The organism is Streptomyces sp. WAC05292, assembly GCF_003949955.1.
GTDB classification, from domain to species: Bacteria; Actinomycetota; Actinomycetes; order Streptomycetales; family Streptomycetaceae; genus Streptomyces; species Streptomyces globosus.
In genome coordinates this window covers 1-21,342 of the sequence record NZ_RPSE01000025.1, presented here as the reverse complement: position 1 = coordinate 21,342, position 21,342 = coordinate 1, and the positions used below count along the sequence as shown (strand labels likewise).

Here is a 21,342-nt window from a genome sequence, read left to right as displayed (position 1 = left end):
CACCTGTACTAGCGGCGCCTGCTCACCCTGCGAGCGCCGGGGCCTTCGGCGCCGTAGGCAGAACCGGCGCGAGGAGCTTCGCCACAGCGATGAGCGTCCGCTCGGAGAGGTAGGGGCCGAGGATCTGGATCGACATCGGCAGGCCCTCGGCGGTCTTGCCGACCGGCATGACGAGGGAGGGCAGACCCACGGGGCTGGCGAGGGTGATCCAGGCCGTCTGCTCGAAGTACCCGCGCTTCGCCCCGTCGACCGTGATGAAGCGCTGCGGCACCGGGACGGCCGTCTGGTCGAGCACGGCGGCAGTCGGCGCGGCCGGCGTGATCAGGATGTCGTGTTCGGTGAAGTAGGACGCCCACTGTGCGCGGAGCTTCTGGCGGGCCTCGTCGGCCTGGAGCCAGTCGCGGTGACGCATCGTCCGCGAGTGCAGGTACAGGCCGCTCGGGTCGCCTGCCGGGATCTTGTCGGCGGCCTCGATGTCGGCGGCGAACGCGGCGTCCGGGGCGGTGGCGCTCGCTGTGGCGTACATCAGGCGCTGGAACAGCTTGTCGCTCTCGGCGAAGTCCGTTGGCCTGGTGGAGTCATCGACCTGGGCGCCGGCCTGCCGGACGGCGTTGACGACCTGGTCCAGGAGCCCGCGGGTGGCGGTGTCCACCCGGCAGTAGTCGTCATCGGCCCAGACACCGACGCGGTACTGGGTGAGGCACGTCTTCGTCGCGGCGGGGAGGTTGATCCGCCAGGCTGCGGCGTCGGCCGGGGCCGGTGCGGCGAGCACGCCCAGGAGGACGTCGAGGTCGTTGGCCGTTCGGGCGATCGGGCCGAGGGTGAGCATGTCGCTGCTGGTCGCCCAGCCGGGCGGGCGGGGGATGTGGCCGCGGGTGGGCACGATCGGGATGGCGCCGCGGGAGGTGCGCAGGGCGTAGACGCCGCAATATGCGGCGGGGAGCCGGAGCGAACCAGCGAGGTCGGAACCGACTTCGAGCGAGGTGAGGCCGGCGGCGACGGCTGCGGCCGGGCCGCCCGACGATCCGCCTGCGGTGCGGTCGTCCGCGAAGGGGTTCTTCGTCTTGCCGAAGATCGGGTTGCTGGTCTGGATGTCCTGGCACATGGTCGGCACGTTGGTCTTGCCGATGATGATGGCGCCGGCGGCGCGCAGGAGCGCCACCACGTCTGCGTCGGTTTCCGGGACGTGGTTGGTGAGGTCCGGGGAGCCGCTGGTGGTGCGCATCCCCTTGACTTCGAGGGCGTCCTTGACCGTGATGGGCAGGCCGTGGAGGGGGCCGAGGGGGCGGCCGGTCTGCGCCAGGTGCTGGTCGGCCCTGTCCGCGGCAGCGCGGGCGCCGTCCGTGTCCAGGGTGACCACGGCGTTGAGGGCCGGGTTGGTCTTGGCGTGGTGGGCCAAGAGCTTGTCGAGCAGGGCGCGGCTCGATATCTGGCGGTTGCGCAGGGCGGCGAGCTGCTGGTGAGCGGGGGCGAGGTGCAGGGCGCTAGCGGGGACTGCGGCGGCGAGGCTTTCGCCCTCGGCCGCGGCGGCCGGGCGGGTCAGGCCGAGGGCGCCGGCGACGGCCGCGGAGGCGGCGAGGACGGTGCGGCGGGACATCACGTACGTACTCCAGAAGTGGTGCTCGGGGTGGGAAGTGCGGGAGGAGTCTCCGGCGGCGGCGCAGAGAAGTACGAAGCGACACGCAGGAGGTGTTTGACTTCGTCCTCGACCGTGGTCAGATCGAGCTGCGCGTCCGCGTAGTCGGACGGTGCCGCAACGGGCTTGTCCTGCTGCCGCAGGACGATCGCGTGCCGGATCTGGTCGGCGGTGATGGCCGCGGTCAGTTCGAGGCCGGCGAGTCCTTCACCGCGGCGCCGTGCTTCGGCTTCCGTGCGGGCGCCGGCCGCGAGGTAGCTGCGCAGGAAGTGCTGGCCGTCACGGATCTCGGTCCGACGGCGGATCAGCGCGTAGTCGGCGCTGCGGAGGCGGGCCAGCTCGCTGAGCTGCGGGTCGGGCTGCTCCAGGACGATGCTGGGGTCGGCGTGGTCCATGGCCTCCCACAGCTTCCGCAGCCGGGCGTACTGGTAGTGGCCGCGGGTCCAGTCCTTGGCGCTGGTGATGCGGGAGACGATGACGGGCAGGAAGAAGCCGACCTGCGTGAGGGTGGCGCCGATGTCGCCGCAGACCCAGGCCGTGGATTCGAGGCCGCGCACGTCGAGGCCGACGAGGTCGCCATAGATGCCACCGATGCGGATGGCGCTGTAGCCGAGGGTGACGATGGCGCCGACGGCCGTGGTGCGCAGGCCGGCGGCGATCCACTTGTTGGCCGAGGACTTGGCGTGCTTGAAGCACAGCCGGGCCAGGTAGAGCTCCGCGAAGGTGTACGTGCCGATGTAGAGGGTCAGGTACGCCTTGTAGATGGGGTCATGGGCGTAGTACAGGGAGAAGCCGACCGGGCGCTGAACGGCCGGAGTGAGCAGCGTGAACAGCACGGCGAGCCCGGCTATGACGGTGGCGGCGCCCAGGAGGAGGACTCGTGTGCGGTGTCGTGCCTTGTCGGGTGGGTGTGCCCAGTGGGCGAGCACGATGGCCTGGGAGACCAGCACGATGATCACGCAGGACTGCGCCAGGGGCACCGCGATGTTGGTGACGCCGAAGAGGCCGTCGATCCGAAGCCACACGGGGGTCAGGGAGATGGCGAAGCTGAGCGCCGAGGCGAGGAACGCGGAAGCGAGCGCCACGAGGGCTCTGTCGCGACGGTCCTTCTTCAGGTCCCGGAGCAGGAAGAGGAACCCCGTGGCCGCGATGATCAGGCACAGGGGGTGGAGGATGTCTTTCAAGGGGGTCCTACTCGTTCAGCGCAGCAGCGTGCGTGCGATCGGGTCGTCGCCGTCGGATGGGCCGGGGCGGGAGTTGACGTGCTTCAGGAGGAGCGAACCGAGGGTCTCGGCCTCGCGCTCCTCCGGCTCGGCGTAGCGGGTACGAGCCAGAAGCATCGCGATGACCTCGGGGTTGAGGTCGGGGACGAGTCCGCCGAGGGTGCCCACGAGTCCCCCGGCACCCTCGTGGCCGCGGAGGCGGTGGCCGAGCTCGTGGCCGATGATCCCGTCGGCGTGGGCCCGGCTGGTCGTCTCGTCGTAGAAGATGTAGTCCGTCGTCTCAGTGGCGAGCCACAGTCCGCACGGCGCGGAGGCGTCGAGGTGCGGGATCTCGTCACCGGCCACGGGCATGAGGACGATGGGGCGCCCGGTGTAGGTCTCCACGAACGGGACCAGCTCACGGACGCTGCTGACCGGAGGCAGTCCAAGTCCGTCGATGAAGTCGCGGCTGCGCTGGTGCATCTCCGCACGGGAGCGCCGCAGGTCCGCGGCAGCGGCCCGGTTGCGCTTGCGGCGCCACATGCGGTGTCCTTCCAAGTTCACGAGCAGAGGTCGGCCAAGACCAGTATCAAGACAGGATCTGCGGCTCGGAGGGCAGGCCCTCCATCTGCCGGGCCGCCTCGGCCATCTTGAGCAGGGCGTCCGTACTGGCCGGGGAGAGGCCGACCGCACGCATGGCCAGGTTCTGCACGCCCTTCTCCTTGAGCGCTTGGACCAACTGGAACTGCTCCACGATCGCGACGGTGCCGTCGTCCTCGGCGAAGAAGGCGGCCGGCACCCCGAAGAAGCGCGCGAAGAGGCGAGCCACCCGGATGCTCGGGTTCTTCTCGTCCTTCTTCCGCAGTTGGCCGATGTAAGCCTCGCTGAGCGTACCCATGCCGTACTCGGAGATCGTCTTCGCGACGTAGGCGTGGCTGAACTCGCCCGTCTTCGGGTTCGCCTTCTGCTCCGGCTCCTGGTCGGCGTCTGGTGCCGGCTGCGGTGGACGAAGCACGTCGAAGAGGTAGTTCAACCGGTCGGCAAACGAGGACCCGGGGCCCGGCACGGGGACCGATCCCCTCTCGCGGGCATGTCCTTGAGGCACTGTGCGTTGTCTCCTTGGTGGTCTAAACAATAGTTGACTATGCCACAGGCATCTGCCTACGTTCGGGACTAGAGACGAACTATTGTTTACGCATCGTGTGCGGGGGCACGTGAGCGCCGATCTCGGCTGCCATCCTTCGCCACGGCCAAATTCGCCTGCGGACGGGATGGAACAACACAGAGTGACCAGTTCATCGGAGCCGTCGGTTCCGCACAGCGCATGGGATGCGGAAGACACGCTGACCTTCCTGCCTCTCCCTCAGCAGCGGCCTGCCCTGCTCCCGGAGAAGCCCGCGCTGCCGACTGGCGTCACCGTCACCCACAGCAGCCGCTTCTCGGTACCCGCCTCCGGCGACGCCGCACTCAGCGCCCGTACCGTCGCGCGCAGCGTGCTCAAGCTCCTCCTCGGCGCCAGCGAGAACGCCGAGCGCACCACCAGGCGCGTCGAGACCTGCCTGGCTGAACTGGTCGCGGTCGCCTACACCCGCACCAGCGGGTCCTACCTCGTCTGCGAACTCGGCTCCGACAGCGAGCACGTCTTCGTCACGGTCGAACACCAGGAAGCCCTGCCGACCCGCGCGGACGAGACCACCATCGGCCTGAACCTCGTCAAGACGATCGCCGACGACTACGGCACCCACATCGTTTCGGGCGACTACCACACCTGGGCCGCGGTCCGCCGAGTCTGATCCTCAGGTGTTCCCGGTGGGAACACCCCGCCGTCACGACGCCTGTGCCGCCCACGCCGGCAACGGAACCGGCCTGTACGGGTCCTCGATGTCCCAGCCCTCCCAGTCCCGATCCGTGAGCTCACCCGTTACCGGGTCAACCACGCCTTCAGGGACCAGCCGAAGGCGCGTCTGGTCATGGCGCCGACCACGAGCCAGAGCCACCAGACGCATCCAGACGCGGTACATGAGCCGTTCCCCTTGGTGACGGGCCTTCCGGCGCGCCCCGGCGCCCCACGTCCCGCGCCTCTCCGCAGCCTTCTCCAGGGCCTCCTGGTTCCTCTCCACACCGGCGGGTCCAGCAACGTGCGGCGCCAGGTAGAAGAGCCCTTCCAGCTCGACCACGAAGCCGTCGTCCACGAGCAGGCCGAGCCGCCTGGAGACCGTAGTGCGGTGAAGACCCGTGGCTGCGGTCAGCTCCTTGGCGTCCTTCCCCTCAGCGACATCCAGCAACGTCAGCAACCGGGCTCCGCTGGTCCCGTGGCCGTACCGGTGGAAGGCGTCATGCCCCACCAGCTTCTCCAGGCCCCGACTGTCCGTGTGCACCACTGGGACAGGGCTCCTGCCCCCCCTGGTCTCTGCGGATGCTGGGTGTCCTGGTCCTGCACCGTTGTCCTCTACCCCCTCCGGGCAGCGAAGCACCCAGCGCGAGCTGTGGTCCGTCCCTGCCCCAGACGAGACCAGCCCGAGCCAGCCGGCCTCCTTCAGCCGGTCGTTGCTGCGGGCGGCGGTGTCCTTCGCGCAGCCCATCTCCTCGGCGAGCGTGCGTACGGAGAAGTCGTGCTCCAACCCACCGGCCTTCTCGCAACGGGCCAGGCGGACGGTCAGATTCTTCAGGTCGGTGTCGCCGCCGCCGCGGGCTGGCCAGGCCGAGCGCTCGACCGCCTGGCGGACTACGTCGATGGCCTCCCAGGCACTCTGCCGGCACGTGATCGCGGGTCGGGTCGCCACGAGGGCCCGCGCCTTGTCGAGCATCGCGGTCAGCTTGCCCTCGGCGTACTCGGTGCCCTTGCGGGCCCTCAGCCGCCGAGCCCACTTCCCCCCAGCGGTGGGGCTGTAGATGAGCGCGCGGTGGAAGTCTGCGGGGGCCCAGGCCCGGCCAGGCTGGGAGGCGCCGACGGCCAGCGCCATCGTCAGCTTGTACCCCTCGTCCGAGTCGTTCCCGCCGGCGTACCGGCGGTCGACGTCGCCTTCGAGGAGCAGGTCGCGCATCCGGGTGGACAGCCCCTTCGTGAGGGAGCCGTCGTCCTGGACGATGCGGCGACGATCCGGCGACGATTCACCGGCGATAGGGATTTGTCGGCGCGTCGGCGGGATGGACTGGCCGCGCGCAGGGACATGGGGCATCATGACTCCGTGCTCTTGGTGCCTCCGAGCGCACAAAAGGGCCCTCGGTAACGGGGGTTCAGGGATGAACCGGGTGAAACCGCACATAGGTGCGGGGAGCCAACGGGCCTATGCCAAGGCCCGAGTAACGAACTGGTCGAACACTCGACGCCACATCGAGCGGACGGCCTGGAGGACTGGATCAGAAGGGCCCACGCCACATGGGACCAACGTCACCGGACCTCCGTGCAGGGACTAGGTCACCAGGACCTCCACAGGGGGAGAGACGGACAGACGGGATGCCACGACCGACAGATGCGTAAGGCAGACCTCCGTCGAGGGGGACACAGCAAGACCACCAACGAACGCACCTAGGCCCACCGGAAGCCGGCGCACGACGCGCCGCCCGGTGGGCCTAACTGTTGTTGCGTGTTCCCGCCGCAGGACGGGTACATTGGTGCTCATCGAGACCGATCTCCATGTTGGTCTCCCGAGTGCCCCGCCGGGTGCTTCCGTTGCGAATCGGCGTCCAAACCCTCGCGATGGAAGCGGCGGGGCTTCTCTGGTTCTTATGGTCTTGTGTTCGTCGTTGCCCCAGGCGGCCGATGGCCTACACCCATGATCGGGACAGTAACTGTGGGGGACAGCCTAGACCGTCAAGTCCCCCCTGCGGGTGCATCTTCACGGGCGCGCCGCAGGAGCAGTGACGCGCCGTCACGTCGACCGTTTTCGCGTGTCGTACGCCTCGGATGCGATGGCGGCCTGGTACTCCGCCAACTCCTGGTCGCCGTGGTAGGCCACCGGGAACTGCTCACGGGTATCCCAGATCGCCCAGGGCAGTGGTGCGCCCTTGAAGAGCTGGCCGTCCTGCGGCCGGTACCGGGCCTCGTACCGCGGGCCGACCGGCAGGCCGACAGCGGGGCCGGCCAGCTCGAACAGATTCGTGATGCGCTGCTCGATGTCGGCGGCGGGCCGCCGCGGTTCGGCAACCGCGGGTACGTGCGCGGGAGTCGGCCAGGTGTTCGTGTCGATCCCGACCTCCTGGAGCTCGGGCACCGGAGTTCCCGTGCTGCGGGCGAGGAGGTACGTCGTCTGTTCCTCACGGGTGCCGACACGCCGTTCGCCGAGCGCCGCGTGAACCGCGATCAGCTCGTCGGTGATCTGCTGCTCCGCCTCCGCCTGGCCGTACTCGCGAGCGAGGCGCAGGCTGGCGAGCGTACGGGACCGCCACGCCGTGATCGGCTTCGTCTCCGTCATCCCGTCCCCCTTGAGTCGAACCGGCAGGCAAGTGGTCGACCGCCTGTCGGTGTTCCGCTGGTCTTGACTCGCGGGCCCCGATTGGGGTTGTACCTGGTCAGGAACCATCTGGCAGCTCGGTGTAGTAGATCTCCGTCAGGTCCCGGTTCGTCAGCGGCAGGCCGAAGCTGTCGAAGCCGACGAAGGCGTCGGGGTGATCCGGGTCGCTCGGCAGCAGGCCGAACCGGAAGCGAGACAGCGCTCCGCGGGCGACTTCCAGCCGGTTTCCGTCGATGCCCCGATCCCTGGCCAGGTCGGCGAAGGAGGCCCGGAGGGCGTCGTCGGTGCTCATCGTCCGCCGAGCGAAGGTCTCTCGGGCCTGGAAGATCTGATCCTCGACCTCCTCGTGGAAGAGGGGATCGAGTGCCTCTCGCCACCAGCCGGAGAGGTACAGCGCGATCAGGTCGACGTCGAGGTCGCTGCTCGGAGCCGCCGTCATGTGCGCTTCTTGGAGCTGCGGGTCGTTGCCCGCGGGCGCCGGCGCACGCGCATGAACTTCACGGTCCCGTCCTCCCGGCGCACCGTCAGCATCCCGCTGCGGCGGCCGGCGCGGAGGACGCGCTCAGCTTCCGCGTCCGGGACGCCGATCTGCTCCGCGCTCTGGCTGGCGCACAGCCAGGTTTCGAACGGCATCCGGTTGATCTGGTCTGCCAGGCGGGCATGCTGCATCGCCGCCACCCCCTTTGCGTTGGTTTGCGCCGGTTGCTCATCCCGGCTTGGGTTGCCCAGCCACCATAGTGCACACCACGTCCAGATGCCCACACTTCGTCACCGGGATGCATGACCGGTCGTTTTTCGGTCAGGAGTGCAGGGATGACGGGGTGTCGTACGTAACTGTTCGGTAACGAGGCGGTTCCCTCGGCTCCACCTTCAGGGTGCTGATGCGGCCGGTTCGCCCCAAGTTGTCCTCGCTAGAACCGTGATCAACCATAAGATCCCGCTTGAAAGCTCCTATTTGCCCCACTCGAATTGTTTTCGATCCTTCGTGCGAATTCGTTGTGGCGCGCTTGATCGCGACTGTCGGAAGATGGCGTTCCAGAGGCCGATCAAGACCGGAGCGATACGGTATGCCCCAGACGCCCAGCGCGAGCGAGACGCCGCCGTTCCACGGCGAGTTCGGGCATCCGTTGGAAGCTGCTGCTGCTCTGGCCGCGAAGGACCCGACCAACAAGGACGCTCTCGCGGAGCTGTTCGCCGAGATGTACGAGCCGGTCGTGCGCTTCATGCAGGCCCGCATCCAGGACCCGGCCACGGCCGAGGACTTGGCCCAAGAGGTCTTCGTCAAGGTCGTCCAGAAGATCGACGGCTACACCGGCGGCGGCATCTTCGCGTGGATCTGGACGATCGCGCGGAACGTCTACAACGACTACTTCCGCCCGATGAAGAACCGTGGATTCGAACAGCCGACGGGTGATTTCTGGCACCTCGAAGCCCCAAGCGCCGAGATGGGACCGGCCGAGATCGCCGAGTGGAGCGAGCTCCGGCGGGCCATCAGGGGCAAGCTGGACAAACTCCCCAGCGACCAGCACATGGTCCTCGCACTTCGGATTACCGCCGGGTACTCAACTTCCGAGACGTCGGAGATCATGGGCAAACCAGTGGGTACCATTCGGGTATTGCAATGCCGAGCGCTGGCCAAGCTCCGGAAGCTGATGCCCGAGAGTGACAGCAACCTGGCAACGTACCTGTTGTCCGCTTCCGACGCGCAGCGGCAACAGGATGTAATGGCCACAGCGCCGGTGATGCTGAGGGAGAGACACGATGCTGGGTCGATGGGATAGCGCCGTCGCAGAGCAGCTGGACCGCTGCCTGTCGGGCGACGCGGCACCAGAGGACCCCGCCATAGCGGGCATGGTCATGGCCGCCTCTGCCTTGAGGCCGCGCAGCCCCATCAGCGAGAGCGGCAGGCGGAGGGCCTTCGACGCCATGATGCGCGAGGCCGACCGTCGCGGTCGCACCCTTCACGCGGACCCCACCGAAGATCTCACGGACCCCGGCGTCCACGCCCGCGTCGCACAGGCCGGCACCGGCCTGGAGATCCGCGTGGCCGACATCGAGGCGATCGGCGACGACCGGCTCGAAGAGATCGCCGCGAAGCTCGCCGCCCGGTTCACCCAGAACGCGCCGGACCGCAACCAGTGACCCGCCTCCGCGCGGCACGTCACCTCTGAACCAGCACAGGCACCCCGTGACCCAGACCAACGAGCTGCGCATCCTCGAAGAGGACATGGGCGCGGACGCGATCACCTTCACCAACAACAACGAAGGTGTCACCTACCTGTTCATCCGACCCGGCCAGTCGTTCGAGTCCGCGGTCAAGGGCATCCTTCGGGTCTGCCCGGAGATGACCCTCCCTCGCGTCCAGGACCTCGTCCGCACGCACTGCCCGAACATCATCGAGATGAACGAGCGCCTGGGCAGCGACCAGAACGTTCCCCGCTTCGAAGCCGCTCCGGCCGCCGGCGTTGTCGCTCCGAACCCAGTACAGGCCACGGGTACGCACCGCCGACTTCGCGTTTCACGGTGGGCCCGAATAGCGGCGGTCGCCGTTCCCGCCGTCGCTGGCGGCGTGATGGTCGCGCAGCTGCTTCAGCCCTCTGGAACGGGCCCCGCTACCTCCGTGCTGCCGCCGGGGCCGTCGGCCAACCAAGAGGACAAGGCGCTCGCGGGTACCTACAAGGACCCGGAGTTCAAGAAGATCGCCGAGGGCGGGCGCATGACCTGCGATCCCATGGGTCCGTACGAGGCCAAGTGCGTAGACGCGGACGGCAAGGTCATGTTGAGCGAGGCGTCGGTCGGCACCAGCAGCGCCTTCACCTTCTCCTACGACTTCGAGAAGATCGGTTTCCGTATTTTCCCGGACGAGGAGGCGGCGGCGGCCTGGAGCGCCGAAGAGGGCAACCAGAACCTTTACCGGAACATCAGGCGGCACGGCCGCGTCGTTCTGTGGGGCACCGACGAGAAGCGGCTTGGCGCGTGGGAGCAGTCCCTCGTCCAGGACGCGACCGAGACCAGGAAGGCCCGGCACGCCGCCCTCATGGGCGGCCCCCGACCGGTGGTGTTCAGCCCCGCAGCCCTTCCTGACCGCCTTGCCTTCCTGGCGTTCGGCACCCTCGGCGTCACGGAAGAATCGGTTCGCCACGCTGTCCGGACGGACGACACCGGCTCCGTTCAGCTCCTCCGAGCGGTGGAGCTCGTCCTCGGCTATGCGCAGAGCAGCCCGAGCGGGATCGTGCCGTCAGGCCCCAACGACGCAGTCGCGATCGTCCTCGACGCCACCCACCATGAGGGCAAGGACTCGGTCACGGAGCCCGTCCACACAGGGGACGCGGCCCTCCGTCCGGCTCCCCCCGAGGTGGTGTTCCCCGCCACGACCCCGCCGCCCGCGGAAGTACCCACCCCGAAGCCCGAAGTGACGCCTCCGGCGCCGGAGACCCCCGGTGGCCCGACGACGCGGACCCCGGAGCCCAACCCCGAGGTGAAGCCGGACCCGGAGCCGGAGCAGCCCACCACGCCGGAGCCGGAGCCGGAGCCGAAGGACCCGGGCACGCCCGAGGCCAAGCCCGAGCCGGAGCCGGAGCCGAAGGACCCGGGCACGCCCGAGGCCAAGCCCGAGCCGGAGCTGCCGACCACGCCGGACCTGGACACGAAGCCGGGACCGGAAGAACCGCGCACGCCCGAGCCGGGCCCAGAGCAGACCGTCACACCCCAGCCGGAAACGCCTCCGGCCCCTCCCGTAGAGGAGGAGCCGGAGAGCGATGGGCCGTCCCTGGCCGCCCTGCCAAGTGCTGAGGCGGCCTAGAACGGCGGCTGCTGCTGACCGCCGGCGGCCCACGGGTCAGCAGCCCCGGGCGACGGCGTCGCCGCACGCTGCCCGGACACCTTCGTCACCTTCGCCGTGGCCCTGGACAGGGCGGGGCCGACCTCGTCCACGTCCAGCTCGAAGACCGTGCGCTTCACCCCCTCTCTGTCGTCGTAGACGCGCTGCTTGAGGCGTCCCTGGGCGATCACCCGCATGCCGCGCTGAAGCGACTCGGCCACGTTCTCCGCGGCCTGCCGCCATACCTGGCAGGACAGGAACAGGCTCTCGCCGTCCTTCCACTCGTTGGTCTGGCGGTCGAAGGTGCGCGGGGTGGACGCGATGCGGAACTTCGCGACGGCCGCCCCGGATGGGGTGAAGCGCAGCTCCGGGTCATCGACCAGGTTGCCGACGACGGTGATGACGGTCTCGCCTGCCACGGAGAGCCTTTCGAGTACGGGGCCCGCGGTCGCGCGAGCCACGGGTGGTCAGGAGAAGAGCAGCTTCCACGTCAGCGGGCCGGGCAGCCCGTCGGCGTCCCCGCGGAGCTCCGCGCGGGAGAGCTGGAAGTCGCGGCAGTTCTTCCGGTCGGCGTCCGACCACGTCGGGCCCGGCCCGCTGGTGTAGTGCCGGCCGAACCCCTTGCGGACGAGCTGCTGGCCGAGCAGCGTGATGTGGCCGTTGCTCTTGCCGGGGCCGAACTTGTCGCGGCCGGGGAACGGCGGGATCGGCTTCGGCTTGTCGCCGCCACCACCGCCACCACCGCCCCCGCCCGATCCGTCGCCGGTGCCGCCGCCGACCTTCTCCCGGGCCATGGAGAGCAGGGTGTCGAAGGCGATGTTGCCCGGGTCGCCGTGGTGGTTTTCCGGAACGTGCTGGTGGCCGCACCAGCCCTTGAAGGCGTTCCAGGTGGCGAAGCTCATGCGGGCCTTGGTGGCGCCGTACGAGGACGGGTAGGGCAGCCAGGTGCCCGGCCCCGACAGCGGGATGCCGTTGTTCTTGAACTGCCACGCCATGAAGGCCGCGAGGCTGTCGAGAGCCCACTCCGGGGCGTCGGGCCAGTAGATGTAGTCCACCCCGGCCTCTGCGCCGTTCCAGCTGTTCGCGTGCTTCGGGTCGCAGGTGCCGACCAGCTCGATCTGGATGACGTTCAGAGTGTTCGTCTCAACGCCGCCGGCCGCGTTCACCAGGGCTCGCGCGGACCGGTTGAACGGGTAGTGCTGGTAGAAGTCGAGGCGCTTGTTCGCGAAGTTCGGCTTCGCGGTGATGTTCGGAGCGCTGGCGCCGCCGTCGTAGTCCGGAAGGCTAGTGCCCTCCGTGGTGTGGATGACGCCGGCGTTCGGGTCGATCAGGTCGCCTTCGTACCGGCCCGCGTAGTCGTAGGCCCGGCTGGCGCCCGGGTAGTAGTTGACGGTCAAGGTGGTCCCTCCGGTGCTGATGAGCAAGGAGGGAGCACCGTGAGGGTTTGAGTCAGCTAGCGTCCCGGGCTCATTCGGCGTCGGGCACCTGGTCGTCCTCGTCGGGGTACTGGAGGGCGTGGAGCGTCTCCGCGAGGCGGGTGGCGAGGTCGGCGGCCGGGCCGGTGTGCTCGACGGCGACGGGGCCTCCGGCCGCGCCGGTCAGCTCTACCTCCAGGTGGTCTTCCTTGCCGTACTGGCGCCGGTGCTGCCGTTCGAGATACCAGGCGGCTGCCCTCCAGTCCGGGGGCGTGGTGACCGTCTCTTCCAGCACCTTGCCGGAGTGCGGGTCGAAGGTTCGGTGGGTGGTGACGATGCCGCCGCGCGCTGCCCGCCGGATGTCGAGAGCGGCGGCCAGGGCAGCCGCGGCACGGGCTCGTTCGACCTTCTCGAAGAACTCAACGAACCTGTCGAGCTCAGGGTCCGCCTCCTTGCCGGCCGCGCGGTCCACGGCTTCGGTGCGTCCGTACGCCATCCACCTGAGGAACGTGGCACGGCTGACGCCGGCGTTGACTGCGGCCAGGTCCACGGCCAGCCCGGCGCGACTGGCGTCGATCAGGCGCGCCTCGACGTCCGGCGTGAGCAGCCGGGCGCGCGAGGGGGCGTCTGAGCGGCGGACTTTGCGGCGGGGCATGGCGGGGACCGTAGGGCGACCGGACGGTTAGCGTCCCGGGCTGAACAGATGCCCGCAGGCCGGGCAGCAGACGGTCGAGGCCCGCTCGTTGTCGCCGCTGTCGCCGTACCCCTCCTGGAACCCGTCACCGAGTCGGTCCTCGCGCTCGGGGCTGTCGGCCCCGTCCGGGCCTTGAGGTAGTCCTTCGGGGTCCACCTGCCTGAGCAGCGCCTCCATCTCGTCATCGGCGAATCCGAGCGAGTCGAACAGCTCCGTGTCGGAGGTGACGAGATCTTCGAGGATCTCGGCCAGGGGGCCGGCGTCCCAGCCACCAGCCTCGGACAAGCGATTGAGCAGGATGAGGACCGCGTGCGCCTGGCGGTCGCTCGTTGAGGCCCATCCGCGGGTGACCGGGACGAGCCACCCTCCGTCATCGTCCACGAGGAGACCGTGGGGGATCGGCTCGCCGCGGGTCTGCATCTCGATCAGGGCCTTGCGGCGGCCGTGGCCGGCGATCGTCAGGCCGGTCCGCTCGTCGACCACGATGGTCTCGATGAAGCCGTGGGTCTCGATCGAGGCGATGAGCCGTTCGACCTCGTGCTTCTTGGGGTTGACCGGGTCGGGCGGCAGGTCGGTGAGCGGGATGTAGGTGATGTAGCGGGGGGCTTGAAGGCCGGTCACGGTGCTCCTGTCGCGCACCGGGCCGGATGGGAAGAGCGGCCGGCGGATCAGCGAGCCCGCGGACTTCAACCGCGGCGCCCCGGCTCGCTACCGGGACATGCCGTCATGGCCGGATCTTCCGGCCGCTCTTCGACCGGCGCCGCCCCACGTGTCCGGACGGGGCGGCGCCGGGGCTCGGCAGGGAAGTTCGACGGGTGCGCGTTCCGCCGGTTGCCGTCCGGGCCGCGCGAAGGACGCCACTGGCATACGGGTTAAGTCCCGGGCGTGGCCCTCGTTCACGACGTGGACATGGTGTACAGTTTCGAGTTGTGGCTGTACGAGCAAGCAGCCGCACCAGGTCTGGTGTAACGAATTCGGCCCTCACTCCGTCCATAGCGGCGGAAGGTCACCGGCAGCAGACCCCCAACGCTCCAAAGCCGGGACGAGCAACCGGCGAACCAGAGAGGTACCAACGCGATGTCCGACGAAAAGGGCGCACCCGCCGTAGACCACGGCGACCTTGCGCTGAGGGCGGCTGTGGCCTACCGCGTGAAGAATCGAGTCGCCGCCATCTGCGACCCGCTCATCAAGGCGAACTCCGAGCACATCAAGAACACGCGTGGGCTGCGCAGCACCACCGCGGAGATGCCCGTCGGCGGGCCCGACGGCAGGGCCGTCCCGGTCGGCACGTTCTCCCGCAGCCTGTCGAAGCCCAGCTTCTACGTGGAGGACGAGCGCGCGGTCTTCGACTACGCGGAGGAGCGCGACGAGCTCGACTACGTCATCCGCCCGGCCTTCCTCAAGCGCCTGCTGGCCCGTCTGCACTACGACCCCGCGACCGGTACGGTCATCGACCCGGAGACCGGCGAAGTGGTCCAGGGCATCGGCTACGACCCGGGCGGCGAGACCCTCAAGGTCAGCCCCCACTGGGACGCGGCCGGGGTGGAGGCGCTGGACGCCCTTCTCGGCTTCATCGAGCCGATGTTGGCGAACCTCCCCGAGCTGACCGCCGGCGACTTCCTCCAGAGCCTGGAGGCGGGCCGATGAGCACCCCCCTGTTCATGCTCGACGCCCCGTGCTCGCGGATCGACCCCGAGGTCATGTTCCCGGCCCCGTCCGACGCCCTCGGCCTCAAGATCGCCACGACCACCTGCGGCCGTTGCTCCTTCCAGGCGGAGTGCCTGAACTGGGCGTTGGCCCCGGCCAGCCGCTGCGACTACGGCGTCTTCGGCGGCTTGTCCGAGGACGACCGCCGGGCCCTGGTCAAGGAACGGAAGCTCGGCACGGCGGACCGCTCGTACTACGGGCCCCGCCCGCGCGCCGACCGGCGCATACCCGCCGCCGCCTGATCGACAGCACGCACCTGCCCACCCCCGCTGCGGCGGGGGCTCGGCACCTCATGCAAGGACCCCTTGTGATCCCCAGCGACACCCGTCTGACGCTGATCGACCAGGCGACCGACCACCGCGCCGAAGGCGACATCAGCGAGGCGACGCACAGCCTCTTCGTCCGGCACCTGCGCCGAGACGACATAGACGTACGCGACTGGCACCGCTGTGGTGACCTGGCCAAGACCGGCGCCCTCACCCACCACCAGGCCCGGATCGCGGCCGGCCAGCTCGTGGCGGCCGGCCTGCTCGACCGCCGGGTGCTCACCCGCCGCCGGCGTGGCGACAGGCAGTACGTCGAGTACCGCCTGCCCCTGGCCGCGGAAGGGGGCACGCAGTGAAGCACGACCTCGCAGACCTCGATGAGCAGTACGAAGTCGTAGCCGGCCGCAAGGCCCCGTACACGATGGTCCCGCACTGGATCACCCTGCACGAAGCCCTCGATCCGCAGGCCAAGGCGGTCTACGACGTCCTCGCCATGCACGTCAACCAGTCCCGGCAGGACGACGTCGTGTGGCCGACCCGATCCACCATCGCGGAGATGCTGGGCTGGAGCCGGGAACAGTCGCCGGACAAGTACATCCAGCAACTGGAAGCGGTCGGTGCGATCGACACCGAGGCGTTCACGCGGCCCAACGGCGCCGCGGGCAAGAAGTACATCGTCCACCAGACTCCGCCCCACGGCTTCAAGGGCGCGACCACCGTGGCCGAGTGGTACCGGCGCAAGCGCCAGGCCCTGGCCGCCGCAGGCCCGGCCCGGACGCCTGGCCGCCCCCGCAAGGCTGTGGCGCCTGCTCCAGCTCCCGACGACACGGACACGCCGAAGCCGTCGACCGCCAAGAAGGCGACCGCGAAGAAGGCCCCGGCCAAGAAGGCCACCGCGAAGAAGGAACGGACGGAGGCGGAGGTCCTGCTGGACCAGCGGGCCCAGAAGGGTGCGCAGATCTGGTGGGACGAGCGCGCCCCCGCCCACGTCGAGGCCAAGCAGATGTCGCGGCTCACCGGCACCCCGCAACAGCGCTCCCGGAAGTTCCTCGCCCTGCGCGGCATGATCCGCGGCGCCTTGGCCGTCAACTACGACCCGCGCCAGATCCTCGACGCCCTGGAAGAAATGAAGCTCTGGGTGCCCTCCGCCCAGCAGTTCGACGCCGCTCTCGGACGGCAGGACGGCGTGCAGACCAAGGCGACGGGCCGGCGCGGTGCACAGCCGATCTTCAAGAACGACCAGTGGAAGGCCGACCCGCCAGCGGAAGACGAGACGCCCTCCGCTCCTGACCTCGACGTGTTCGGCGTCGAAGCCGATGACGCTGCCTGAGCAACCCCCAGAGAGGAGGACCGACGAGATGTCCCTCGCCCTGCCTGCCCCCGTGCTGCCGAGCCCGAGCCGCGAACCGATGCTCGCTGCCGGTCCGATCGACAAGATCGCGGCCATCCTTCGGCAGCGCGGCCTGGACCCGGCCAAGGCCGCCATGACCCAGGACCGCCCTGACAACACCGAGGCGTACCAGCAGCAGGTGTTCCGGGAGGCGTGGGTGAACTCGCTGCGGTTGTCCGGCCACGCCGACTACGCGCGGTACACCCTGGACTCGCTGGACGAGCACCAGTACCCCGAGCACCTGCGGAAGTTCGTGGGGCAGCTCGCCGCCACGCGCCGTCACAACCGCGAGCAGGCCAAGCTGCCCGCGGAAGACCGGCACGAGCTGCGCCCGAACATCCGGCACCTGATCGCGGCGGGCGGCGTCGGGGCGGGCAAGACGGTGGCCGCCGCCGCGGCCGGCGCCTTCGCGGTCGAGTGCGGCCTGATGGCCCGCTTCGTCTCCCACTCGATGTACCTGGCCTGGCTCCGCCCGGACAGTGCCCCCGCAGGGCTGACGGTCACCCAGGTCCGGGAGCGCTACGAGCGGTGCGACCTGCTGATCGTGGACGACCTGTGCAACGAGATGGACGAGTACGCCACCAACCACGTCCGCACGCACACGTCGAACCTGATCACCGCGCGGATCAACTCCGGCCGGGCCACGCTGTTCACCACCAACCTGAACTTCGGTCAGGTCGAGGCCGTCCTCGGCGAGCGCCTGGCCTCGCGGGTCGGCAACCGTGCGACCGTCCTGCGGATGGTCGGCGACGACCGTAGAAAGCCCCAAAGGTGGTAAACCGCCTCATGTTGACCATGTAGGGGAGAACGATCACCACTGAGGGGCCACACGTGATCTAGGCTGTGCGGCGACCGGGCGCTCATGAGCAAGAGCGCATCAGGCCAACGCTCCTGGAGGACACCTGTGGCCCCACCCATGTCTACTGCGCGCTTCGCCACGCTGTCGGAAGGGGAGATCCGCTCAGCGGAACGCACCCTCATGGCCGGAACCTGGGCGATCACCTTCGGCGCGATGCTCTTCAGCGTGCTCACCGTGACGCCCCTCGTCTTGAGCGTCACACCCCACGGCTGGGAGTGGACGGCGCCCATCCTGGCCCTCGTCGTGGACTCCGCGGTCATCATCGTCGTCCGTCTGGACGCGGTGATCGTGCGGCTCGGTGGAGAGGGCGGTGCGTGGCCGCTCATCCTCCGCTGGATGACCGGCATCATGACGCTCGCCCTCAACGTGGGGAACTCCGCACTTCACCGCGACTGGGTTGGGGTGGCCGTGCACTCCGTTGCCCCTCTCCTGCTGATCGTCACCGCCGAGGCCGGCCTCGCCTACCGCCGCGCCATCAGCACCGCCCTCGCCCGCATCTCGAACGAGCAGGCCGAAGCCGCGGAGCGCGAGCGCCAAGCACGCGAAGCCCAGGCGAAGCGACTCCGGGAGGAGCAGGAGAAGGCGAACGCGGCCCAGGAACAGGCTGAGCGCGAGGCCCGCGAGCACGCGCTGCGCCTGGAGAAGGAGAAGGCCGAGCAGGAGGAAGCCCGCCTCCGGTCGGAGCGCGAGCACCAACTGGCCCTGGAGCAGGAGCGCACGAGGCGCGAGGAGCAGCAGGCGCGCCTTCGCCTTGAGGAGGAAGCGGCGGCCCGGGACCACGCCCTTCTTGTGGAACGCGAGCGGGCTCAGCGCGAGCTGGCCGAGCGCCGCCGGATTGAGGACCGGGAGGAGCGGGAGCGCCGCGAGAAGCAGGCCCTGGAGGCTGCCGCGGGGAGGCAGCTTGCCGGCGTCTCGCCCGCGCAGGCCCGCCCCCAGCCCACGGTCACGGCGAGGGTGACGGCGAAGCCGTCCAAGACCGTCGAGCCGGTGGTGATGTCGCAGGAGTTCGCCGGGATGACCCAGTCCGAAGCGGAGCAGGCCCTGTTCAAGCTGTACAAGGAGGCCCGCGACGCGAACACCGCCGAGAACTGGAAGCGCGACAACCCCCTCTTCCAGCCCGGCGGCGCGTTCTGCGGCAGCAACCTCGGCCGCCGGCTCGGACGCTCGGACGCGGCGGGCCGGACCAACGTCATGCCGAAGTTCGAGGAGTGGTACGACGCCCAGACGGCCGCGCAGACGGAGAAGTCCCGAGAACTGCTCGGCGTCGGCTGAGCGCCGCTACAGCTCTGCCCCGGCGGGCGCCTCGTATTCTCGGGGCGCCCGCCGTCGTCTTCAACGGCCGACCTCGAACGGACCCCACCGCATGGACCGCACCCAGCAAGCCGCCCAGGCCCGGCTGATTGCCGCCGGCCACGCCCGCGAGGTCGCCGACTTCGCCCGCGGCATCGTGGGGGGCACGTCCAGCGACGCTCCCGCGATCGAACGCATCCAGGAGGCCCGTCGGCTGAGACTCCTCAGTCTCCAGCAGCTCAACTGGACCGTGCGCGCGGAAGTCCTCCAGGGCACGCCGTGGTCGGTGATCGCGGCGGGGCTCGGGCGCGACGAGGAGGCCGTCCGCGCCCAGTTCGAGGTCGGCACGCAGCAGTGGGCCGACCGAACCGCCCAGGACCCGGAAGCCGAGCAGCGAAGCCTCGCCGAAGCCGAGGCCCTGGACGAGTGGTACCGGGTCCAGGCTGTGGATCTCCTTGACCCCGTGGCCACAGCGCCGGTTTCGAGCCTCTTCACTCACCCCAAAAACTAGCCAACCTGGTAAACTGTAAACCACGTCCACGGAAGGTCTTAAGGCCGTCCGCTGGCGCACCATGCCCCCGGTACGAGCAAGCCGAGGGCGCACAACGCTCCACCACAGCCAGGAGGAACGGTCACACATGGCCGAAACGACCACCGAGGCGCCTCTTCTCACAGTCGATGAGGCCATGATCGAAGTCATGCGGGAGATCGGGCCCGTCGGCAAGAACGGCCGCAACAGAGACCAGGGCTACACCTTCCGAGCGCAGGAAGACATCGTCGCCGCGGCGCGAAAGCCGATGGCCAAGTACGGGCTGCGCATGCTGCCGAGGGTGATCAGCCACGAGCACTTCACCCGGGGCAAGGTCAACGTCGCGATCATCGAGGTCGAGTACACCTTCCGAGGCCCCGGCGGTGACACCATGCCCCCCATCCTCGTGATCGGGGAAGGCGCCGACGTCTCGGACAAGGCCAGCAACAAGGCCATGACGGCCGCGAAGAAGTACGCCTACATCCAGGCGTTCGAGATCGCGGACGGCGCCGACGACGGCGACAACGACCACCCTGCTGCTGTGCGTGGGCCGCTCGACTGGTACCTCGACCAGATCCGCCGGCCGGAGGTCTGGCAGAACCCGGAGGAGCTGAGGAAGCTCCGAGACCGGGCGGTTCGCGAGCAGGTCGCGGACGCCCCGATGCCGAATACCCCGGGGCGGACCTTCCGACAGGAAGTCGAGGCACAGGGCGCGAAGCTGATCCGGGAGCAGCGGGAGCGCGACGCGCGTCAGGCCGAGGAACGGGAGGCCATCCAAGCGCAGATGTCCGCCGAGTACCCCACCCCGTACGACCCAGACGACGATCCGTGGCTTCGTCCCTCACCGCCTGCTGCATCGGGCGCTCACGTCCAGCAGCCCGGCCCTGGCCATGAGGTGGAGCCGGACCAGGGCCGGCGCCCCGCGTCCGTCGTACCGGACGCGGGCGTGATCGAGGGCCAGTTGGCAGCGGCCTTGGCGGACACCGAGAACCGGGAGCAGCGGTTGAACGCACTGCGCGCCCAGTACGGCCCTGCCGCTCTCGCCCAGACCGTCGTACGGACGGAGTGGGGCACCGTCGATGCCAACAGCGCCATCACGATGGCCCTGATGTCTCCCCCTCGGGCGCCCAAAGTGGCTGAGGAGGCAGCGCCACCCCCGGCGTCGAGGCCCGCCGCTCCTCCGGCTGAGAGCCAGCGCGCACGTGCCGACAACGCTGCGGACCGGGCCAGGGAGAACATGATGGCCGAGCTGGAGTTCCAGGCCCAGATGTTGGGCCAGGGCACCTTGGAGTTCGTCGCAGACCTTCTCCCGCCGGGTGCGACCAGCCTTGAACAGGTCACCGGGGTACGGGCGATCCAGGACCACATCCGCGGGCACCGGCCCCAGGTCGTCGCGGCTCTAGTGGAGCAGGGGTTGAAGCAGGCGGCAGTGGACTACGCGAAGTTCGCTGATCGTGTGCCGGCCAGGAACATCACGGCCTTCATCCACGGGGTGCTCCATCCCCAGCGGTGACGTGACGTGCCGAACTCTCCCGGGAAACCGAGGAGAGTTCGGCCTCATCCGAACCGGCCCTTCCCACGTCACGTCACGTCACCTCCCGTGGTTCGGGCCGGAGGTCTTCACCCCCTGTTCCCACTAGGAACACGGGGTTCGGGTTCGGGGTTCGGCGCCTCCGGGTTCGGGGATGCGCCCGTCCCGGGGTTTGAGGGTTCGAGGCTCGGGGTTCGGGGTTCGGGGTGCGCCCGTCCCTGGGGTTCGGGGGTTCGCCCAGCCCCGAGTTCGGGGGTTCGCCAGCACCGGGGTTCGGGGGTTCGCGGACACCAGGGGTTCGGGAGCCACGAGTCGGGAGGTTCGGGGTTCGCCCGCTCCGGCCTCACCGTTCCCAGTGGGAACAGGGGGCTCGCAGGACGGACGCACGGTCTTCGGGTGACCTGTTCCCACTGGGAACATCCCTGAGACGGATGCGAATGATGGCCTGCTGATGTCAGCTTCCCGGGTGCCTGACCTGCGCAGACGCGGGCGCACCCCGAACCCGAACCCTGGTACGGAGCGAAGCGAACCCGTACCCCCGTACCCCCG

General features: G+C 69.4%; 22 protein-coding genes and 1 pseudogene. 11 read left to right on the top strand and 12 right to left on the bottom strand.

The features are described from left to right. Positions 1-22 precede the first annotated feature (22 nt). The 4 genes from EF903_RS05400 to EF903_RS05390 are packed head-to-tail and all read right to left on the bottom strand — an operon-like array spanning position 23 to position 3,904. Complete coding sequence (locus EF903_RS05400) at positions 23-1,597, bottom strand: amidase family protein (RefSeq protein ID WP_185902529.1); 1,575 nt, start codon at positions 1,595-1,597, stop codon at positions 23-25. After that, complete coding sequence (locus EF903_RS05395; protein ID WP_125541436.1) at positions 1,597-2,820, bottom strand: MAB_1171c family putative transporter; 1,224 nt, start codon at positions 2,818-2,820, stop codon at positions 1,597-1,599. Before EF903_RS05395 ends, EF903_RS05400 begins: the two co-directional genes overlap by 1 nt. A gap of 15 nt (positions 2,821-2,835) precedes the next feature. Further along, positions 2,836-3,381, bottom strand: a complete 546-nt coding sequence (locus EF903_RS33830; protein WP_185902528.1) for a hypothetical protein — start codon at positions 3,379-3,381, stop codon at positions 2,836-2,838. 46 nt (positions 3,382-3,427) lie between these two features. Next, positions 3,428-3,904: a hypothetical protein gene (locus EF903_RS05390; protein WP_260614846.1), complete on the bottom strand. Its 477-nt coding sequence runs from the start codon at positions 3,902-3,904 to the stop codon at positions 3,428-3,430. Between the two features lie 220 nt (positions 3,905-4,124). Between EF903_RS05390 and EF903_RS05385 the strand changes: the two genes are divergently transcribed. Then, a complete protein-coding gene (locus tag EF903_RS05385) occupies positions 4,125-4,631 on the top strand; it encodes a hypothetical protein (RefSeq protein WP_125541434.1) in 507 nt (168 codons plus the stop codon). Positions 4,632-4,664: 33 nt separating this feature from the next. Here the strand turns inward: EF903_RS05385 and EF903_RS35015 are convergent, their stop codons facing one another. From EF903_RS35015 to EF903_RS05365, 4 genes are all read right to left on the bottom strand, one after another. Beyond that, the gene (locus EF903_RS35015) at positions 4,665-5,882 is read right to left on the bottom strand and encodes a hypothetical protein (protein WP_260614844.1); all 1,218 of its coding nucleotides are present in this window, start codon (positions 5,880-5,882) and stop codon (positions 4,665-4,667) included. 828 nt (positions 5,883-6,710) lie between these two features. Further along, positions 6,711-7,253: a hypothetical protein gene (locus EF903_RS05375; protein WP_125541433.1), complete on the bottom strand. Its 543-nt coding sequence runs from the start codon at positions 7,251-7,253 to the stop codon at positions 6,711-6,713. Between the two features lie 97 nt (positions 7,254-7,350). After that, positions 7,351-7,731 carry a hypothetical protein gene (locus tag EF903_RS05370; protein WP_125541432.1) on the bottom strand — a complete coding sequence of 127 codons (381 nt, stop codon included), beginning with the start codon at positions 7,729-7,731 and terminating at the stop codon, positions 7,351-7,353. Beyond that, a complete protein-coding gene (locus EF903_RS05365) occupies positions 7,728-8,054 on the bottom strand; it encodes a hypothetical protein (protein ID WP_125541431.1) in 327 nt (108 codons plus the stop codon). Before EF903_RS05365 ends, EF903_RS05370 begins: the two co-directional genes overlap by 4 nt. 305 nt (positions 8,055-8,359) lie before the next feature. Between EF903_RS05365 and EF903_RS05360 the strand changes: the two genes are divergently transcribed. Both EF903_RS05360 and EF903_RS05355 read left to right on the top strand, forming a co-directional pair. Beyond that, positions 8,360-9,073, top strand: coding sequence for an RNA polymerase sigma factor (locus tag EF903_RS05360; RefSeq protein ID WP_125541430.1), 714 nt, complete (start codon positions 8,360-8,362; stop codon positions 9,071-9,073). Continuing rightward, positions 9,054-9,434: a hypothetical protein gene (locus tag EF903_RS05355; protein ID WP_125541429.1), complete on the top strand. Its 381-nt coding sequence runs from the start codon at positions 9,054-9,056 to the stop codon at positions 9,432-9,434. The genes EF903_RS05360 and EF903_RS05355 overlap by 20 nt, the downstream gene beginning before the upstream one ends. Positions 9,435-10,940: 1,506 nt before the next feature. Here the strand turns inward: EF903_RS05355 and EF903_RS36045 are convergent. The 4 genes and pseudogenes from EF903_RS36045 to EF903_RS05330 form a co-directional block, all read right to left on the bottom strand. After that, a pseudogene (locus tag EF903_RS36045) lies at positions 10,941-11,531 on the bottom strand (single-stranded DNA-binding protein); the annotation flags it as partial. 48 nt (positions 11,532-11,579) lie between these two features. After that, a complete protein-coding gene (locus tag EF903_RS05340) occupies positions 11,580-12,536 on the bottom strand; it encodes a peptidoglycan-binding protein (protein WP_260614843.1) in 957 nt (318 codons plus the stop codon). Positions 12,537-12,579: 43 nt separating this feature from the next. Further along, positions 12,580-13,182, bottom strand: coding sequence for a hypothetical protein (locus tag EF903_RS05335; RefSeq protein ID WP_125541427.1), 603 nt, complete (start codon positions 13,180-13,182; stop codon positions 12,580-12,582). Positions 13,183-13,209: 27 nt separating this feature from the next. Beyond that, the gene (locus tag EF903_RS05330; protein ID WP_125541426.1) at positions 13,210-13,842 is read right to left on the bottom strand and encodes a ParB N-terminal domain-containing protein; all 633 of its coding nucleotides are present in this window, start codon (positions 13,840-13,842) and stop codon (positions 13,210-13,212) included. A gap of 456 nt (positions 13,843-14,298) precedes the next feature. Between EF903_RS05330 and EF903_RS05325 the strand changes: the two genes are divergently transcribed. The 8 genes from EF903_RS05325 (at position 14,299) to EF903_RS05290 (ending at position 20,775) form a co-directional block, all read left to right on the top strand. Next, positions 14,299-14,868, top strand: a complete 570-nt coding sequence (locus tag EF903_RS05325) for a hypothetical protein (protein ID WP_125541425.1) — start codon at positions 14,299-14,301, stop codon at positions 14,866-14,868. Further along, positions 14,865-15,170, top strand: a complete 306-nt coding sequence (locus EF903_RS05320) for a WhiB family transcriptional regulator (RefSeq protein ID WP_125541424.1) — start codon at positions 14,865-14,867, stop codon at positions 15,168-15,170. Before EF903_RS05325 ends, EF903_RS05320 begins: the two co-directional genes overlap by 4 nt. A gap of 65 nt (positions 15,171-15,235) precedes the next feature. Then, a complete protein-coding gene (locus tag EF903_RS05315) occupies positions 15,236-15,550 on the top strand; it encodes a hypothetical protein (protein ID WP_125541423.1) in 315 nt (104 codons plus the stop codon). Continuing rightward, on the top strand, positions 15,547-16,524 hold the full coding sequence (locus EF903_RS35010) for a hypothetical protein (protein WP_260614840.1): 978 nt from the start codon (positions 15,547-15,549) through the stop codon (positions 16,522-16,524). Before EF903_RS05315 ends, EF903_RS35010 begins: the two co-directional genes overlap by 4 nt. 28 nt (positions 16,525-16,552) lie before the next feature. Beyond that, positions 16,553-17,362 (top strand): ATP-binding protein, encoded by an 810-nt coding sequence (locus EF903_RS05305; protein WP_185902527.1) that lies wholly within the window; start codon positions 16,553-16,555, stop codon positions 17,360-17,362. A 138-nt stretch (positions 17,363-17,500) separates the two neighbouring features. Then, entirely contained in the window at positions 17,501-18,715 is a 1,215-nt protein-coding gene (locus EF903_RS05300) for an MAP7 domain-containing protein (RefSeq protein WP_125541421.1), read from the top strand. A gap of 91 nt (positions 18,716-18,806) precedes the next feature. Next, positions 18,807-19,244 (top strand): hypothetical protein, encoded by a 438-nt coding sequence (locus EF903_RS05295; RefSeq protein WP_125541420.1) that lies wholly within the window; start codon positions 18,807-18,809, stop codon positions 19,242-19,244. A gap of 127 nt (positions 19,245-19,371) precedes the next feature. Continuing rightward, positions 19,372-20,775 (top strand): ERF family protein, encoded by a 1,404-nt coding sequence (locus tag EF903_RS05290; RefSeq protein WP_185902526.1) that lies wholly within the window; start codon positions 19,372-19,374, stop codon positions 20,773-20,775. Positions 20,776-21,342 lie beyond the last annotated feature (567 nt).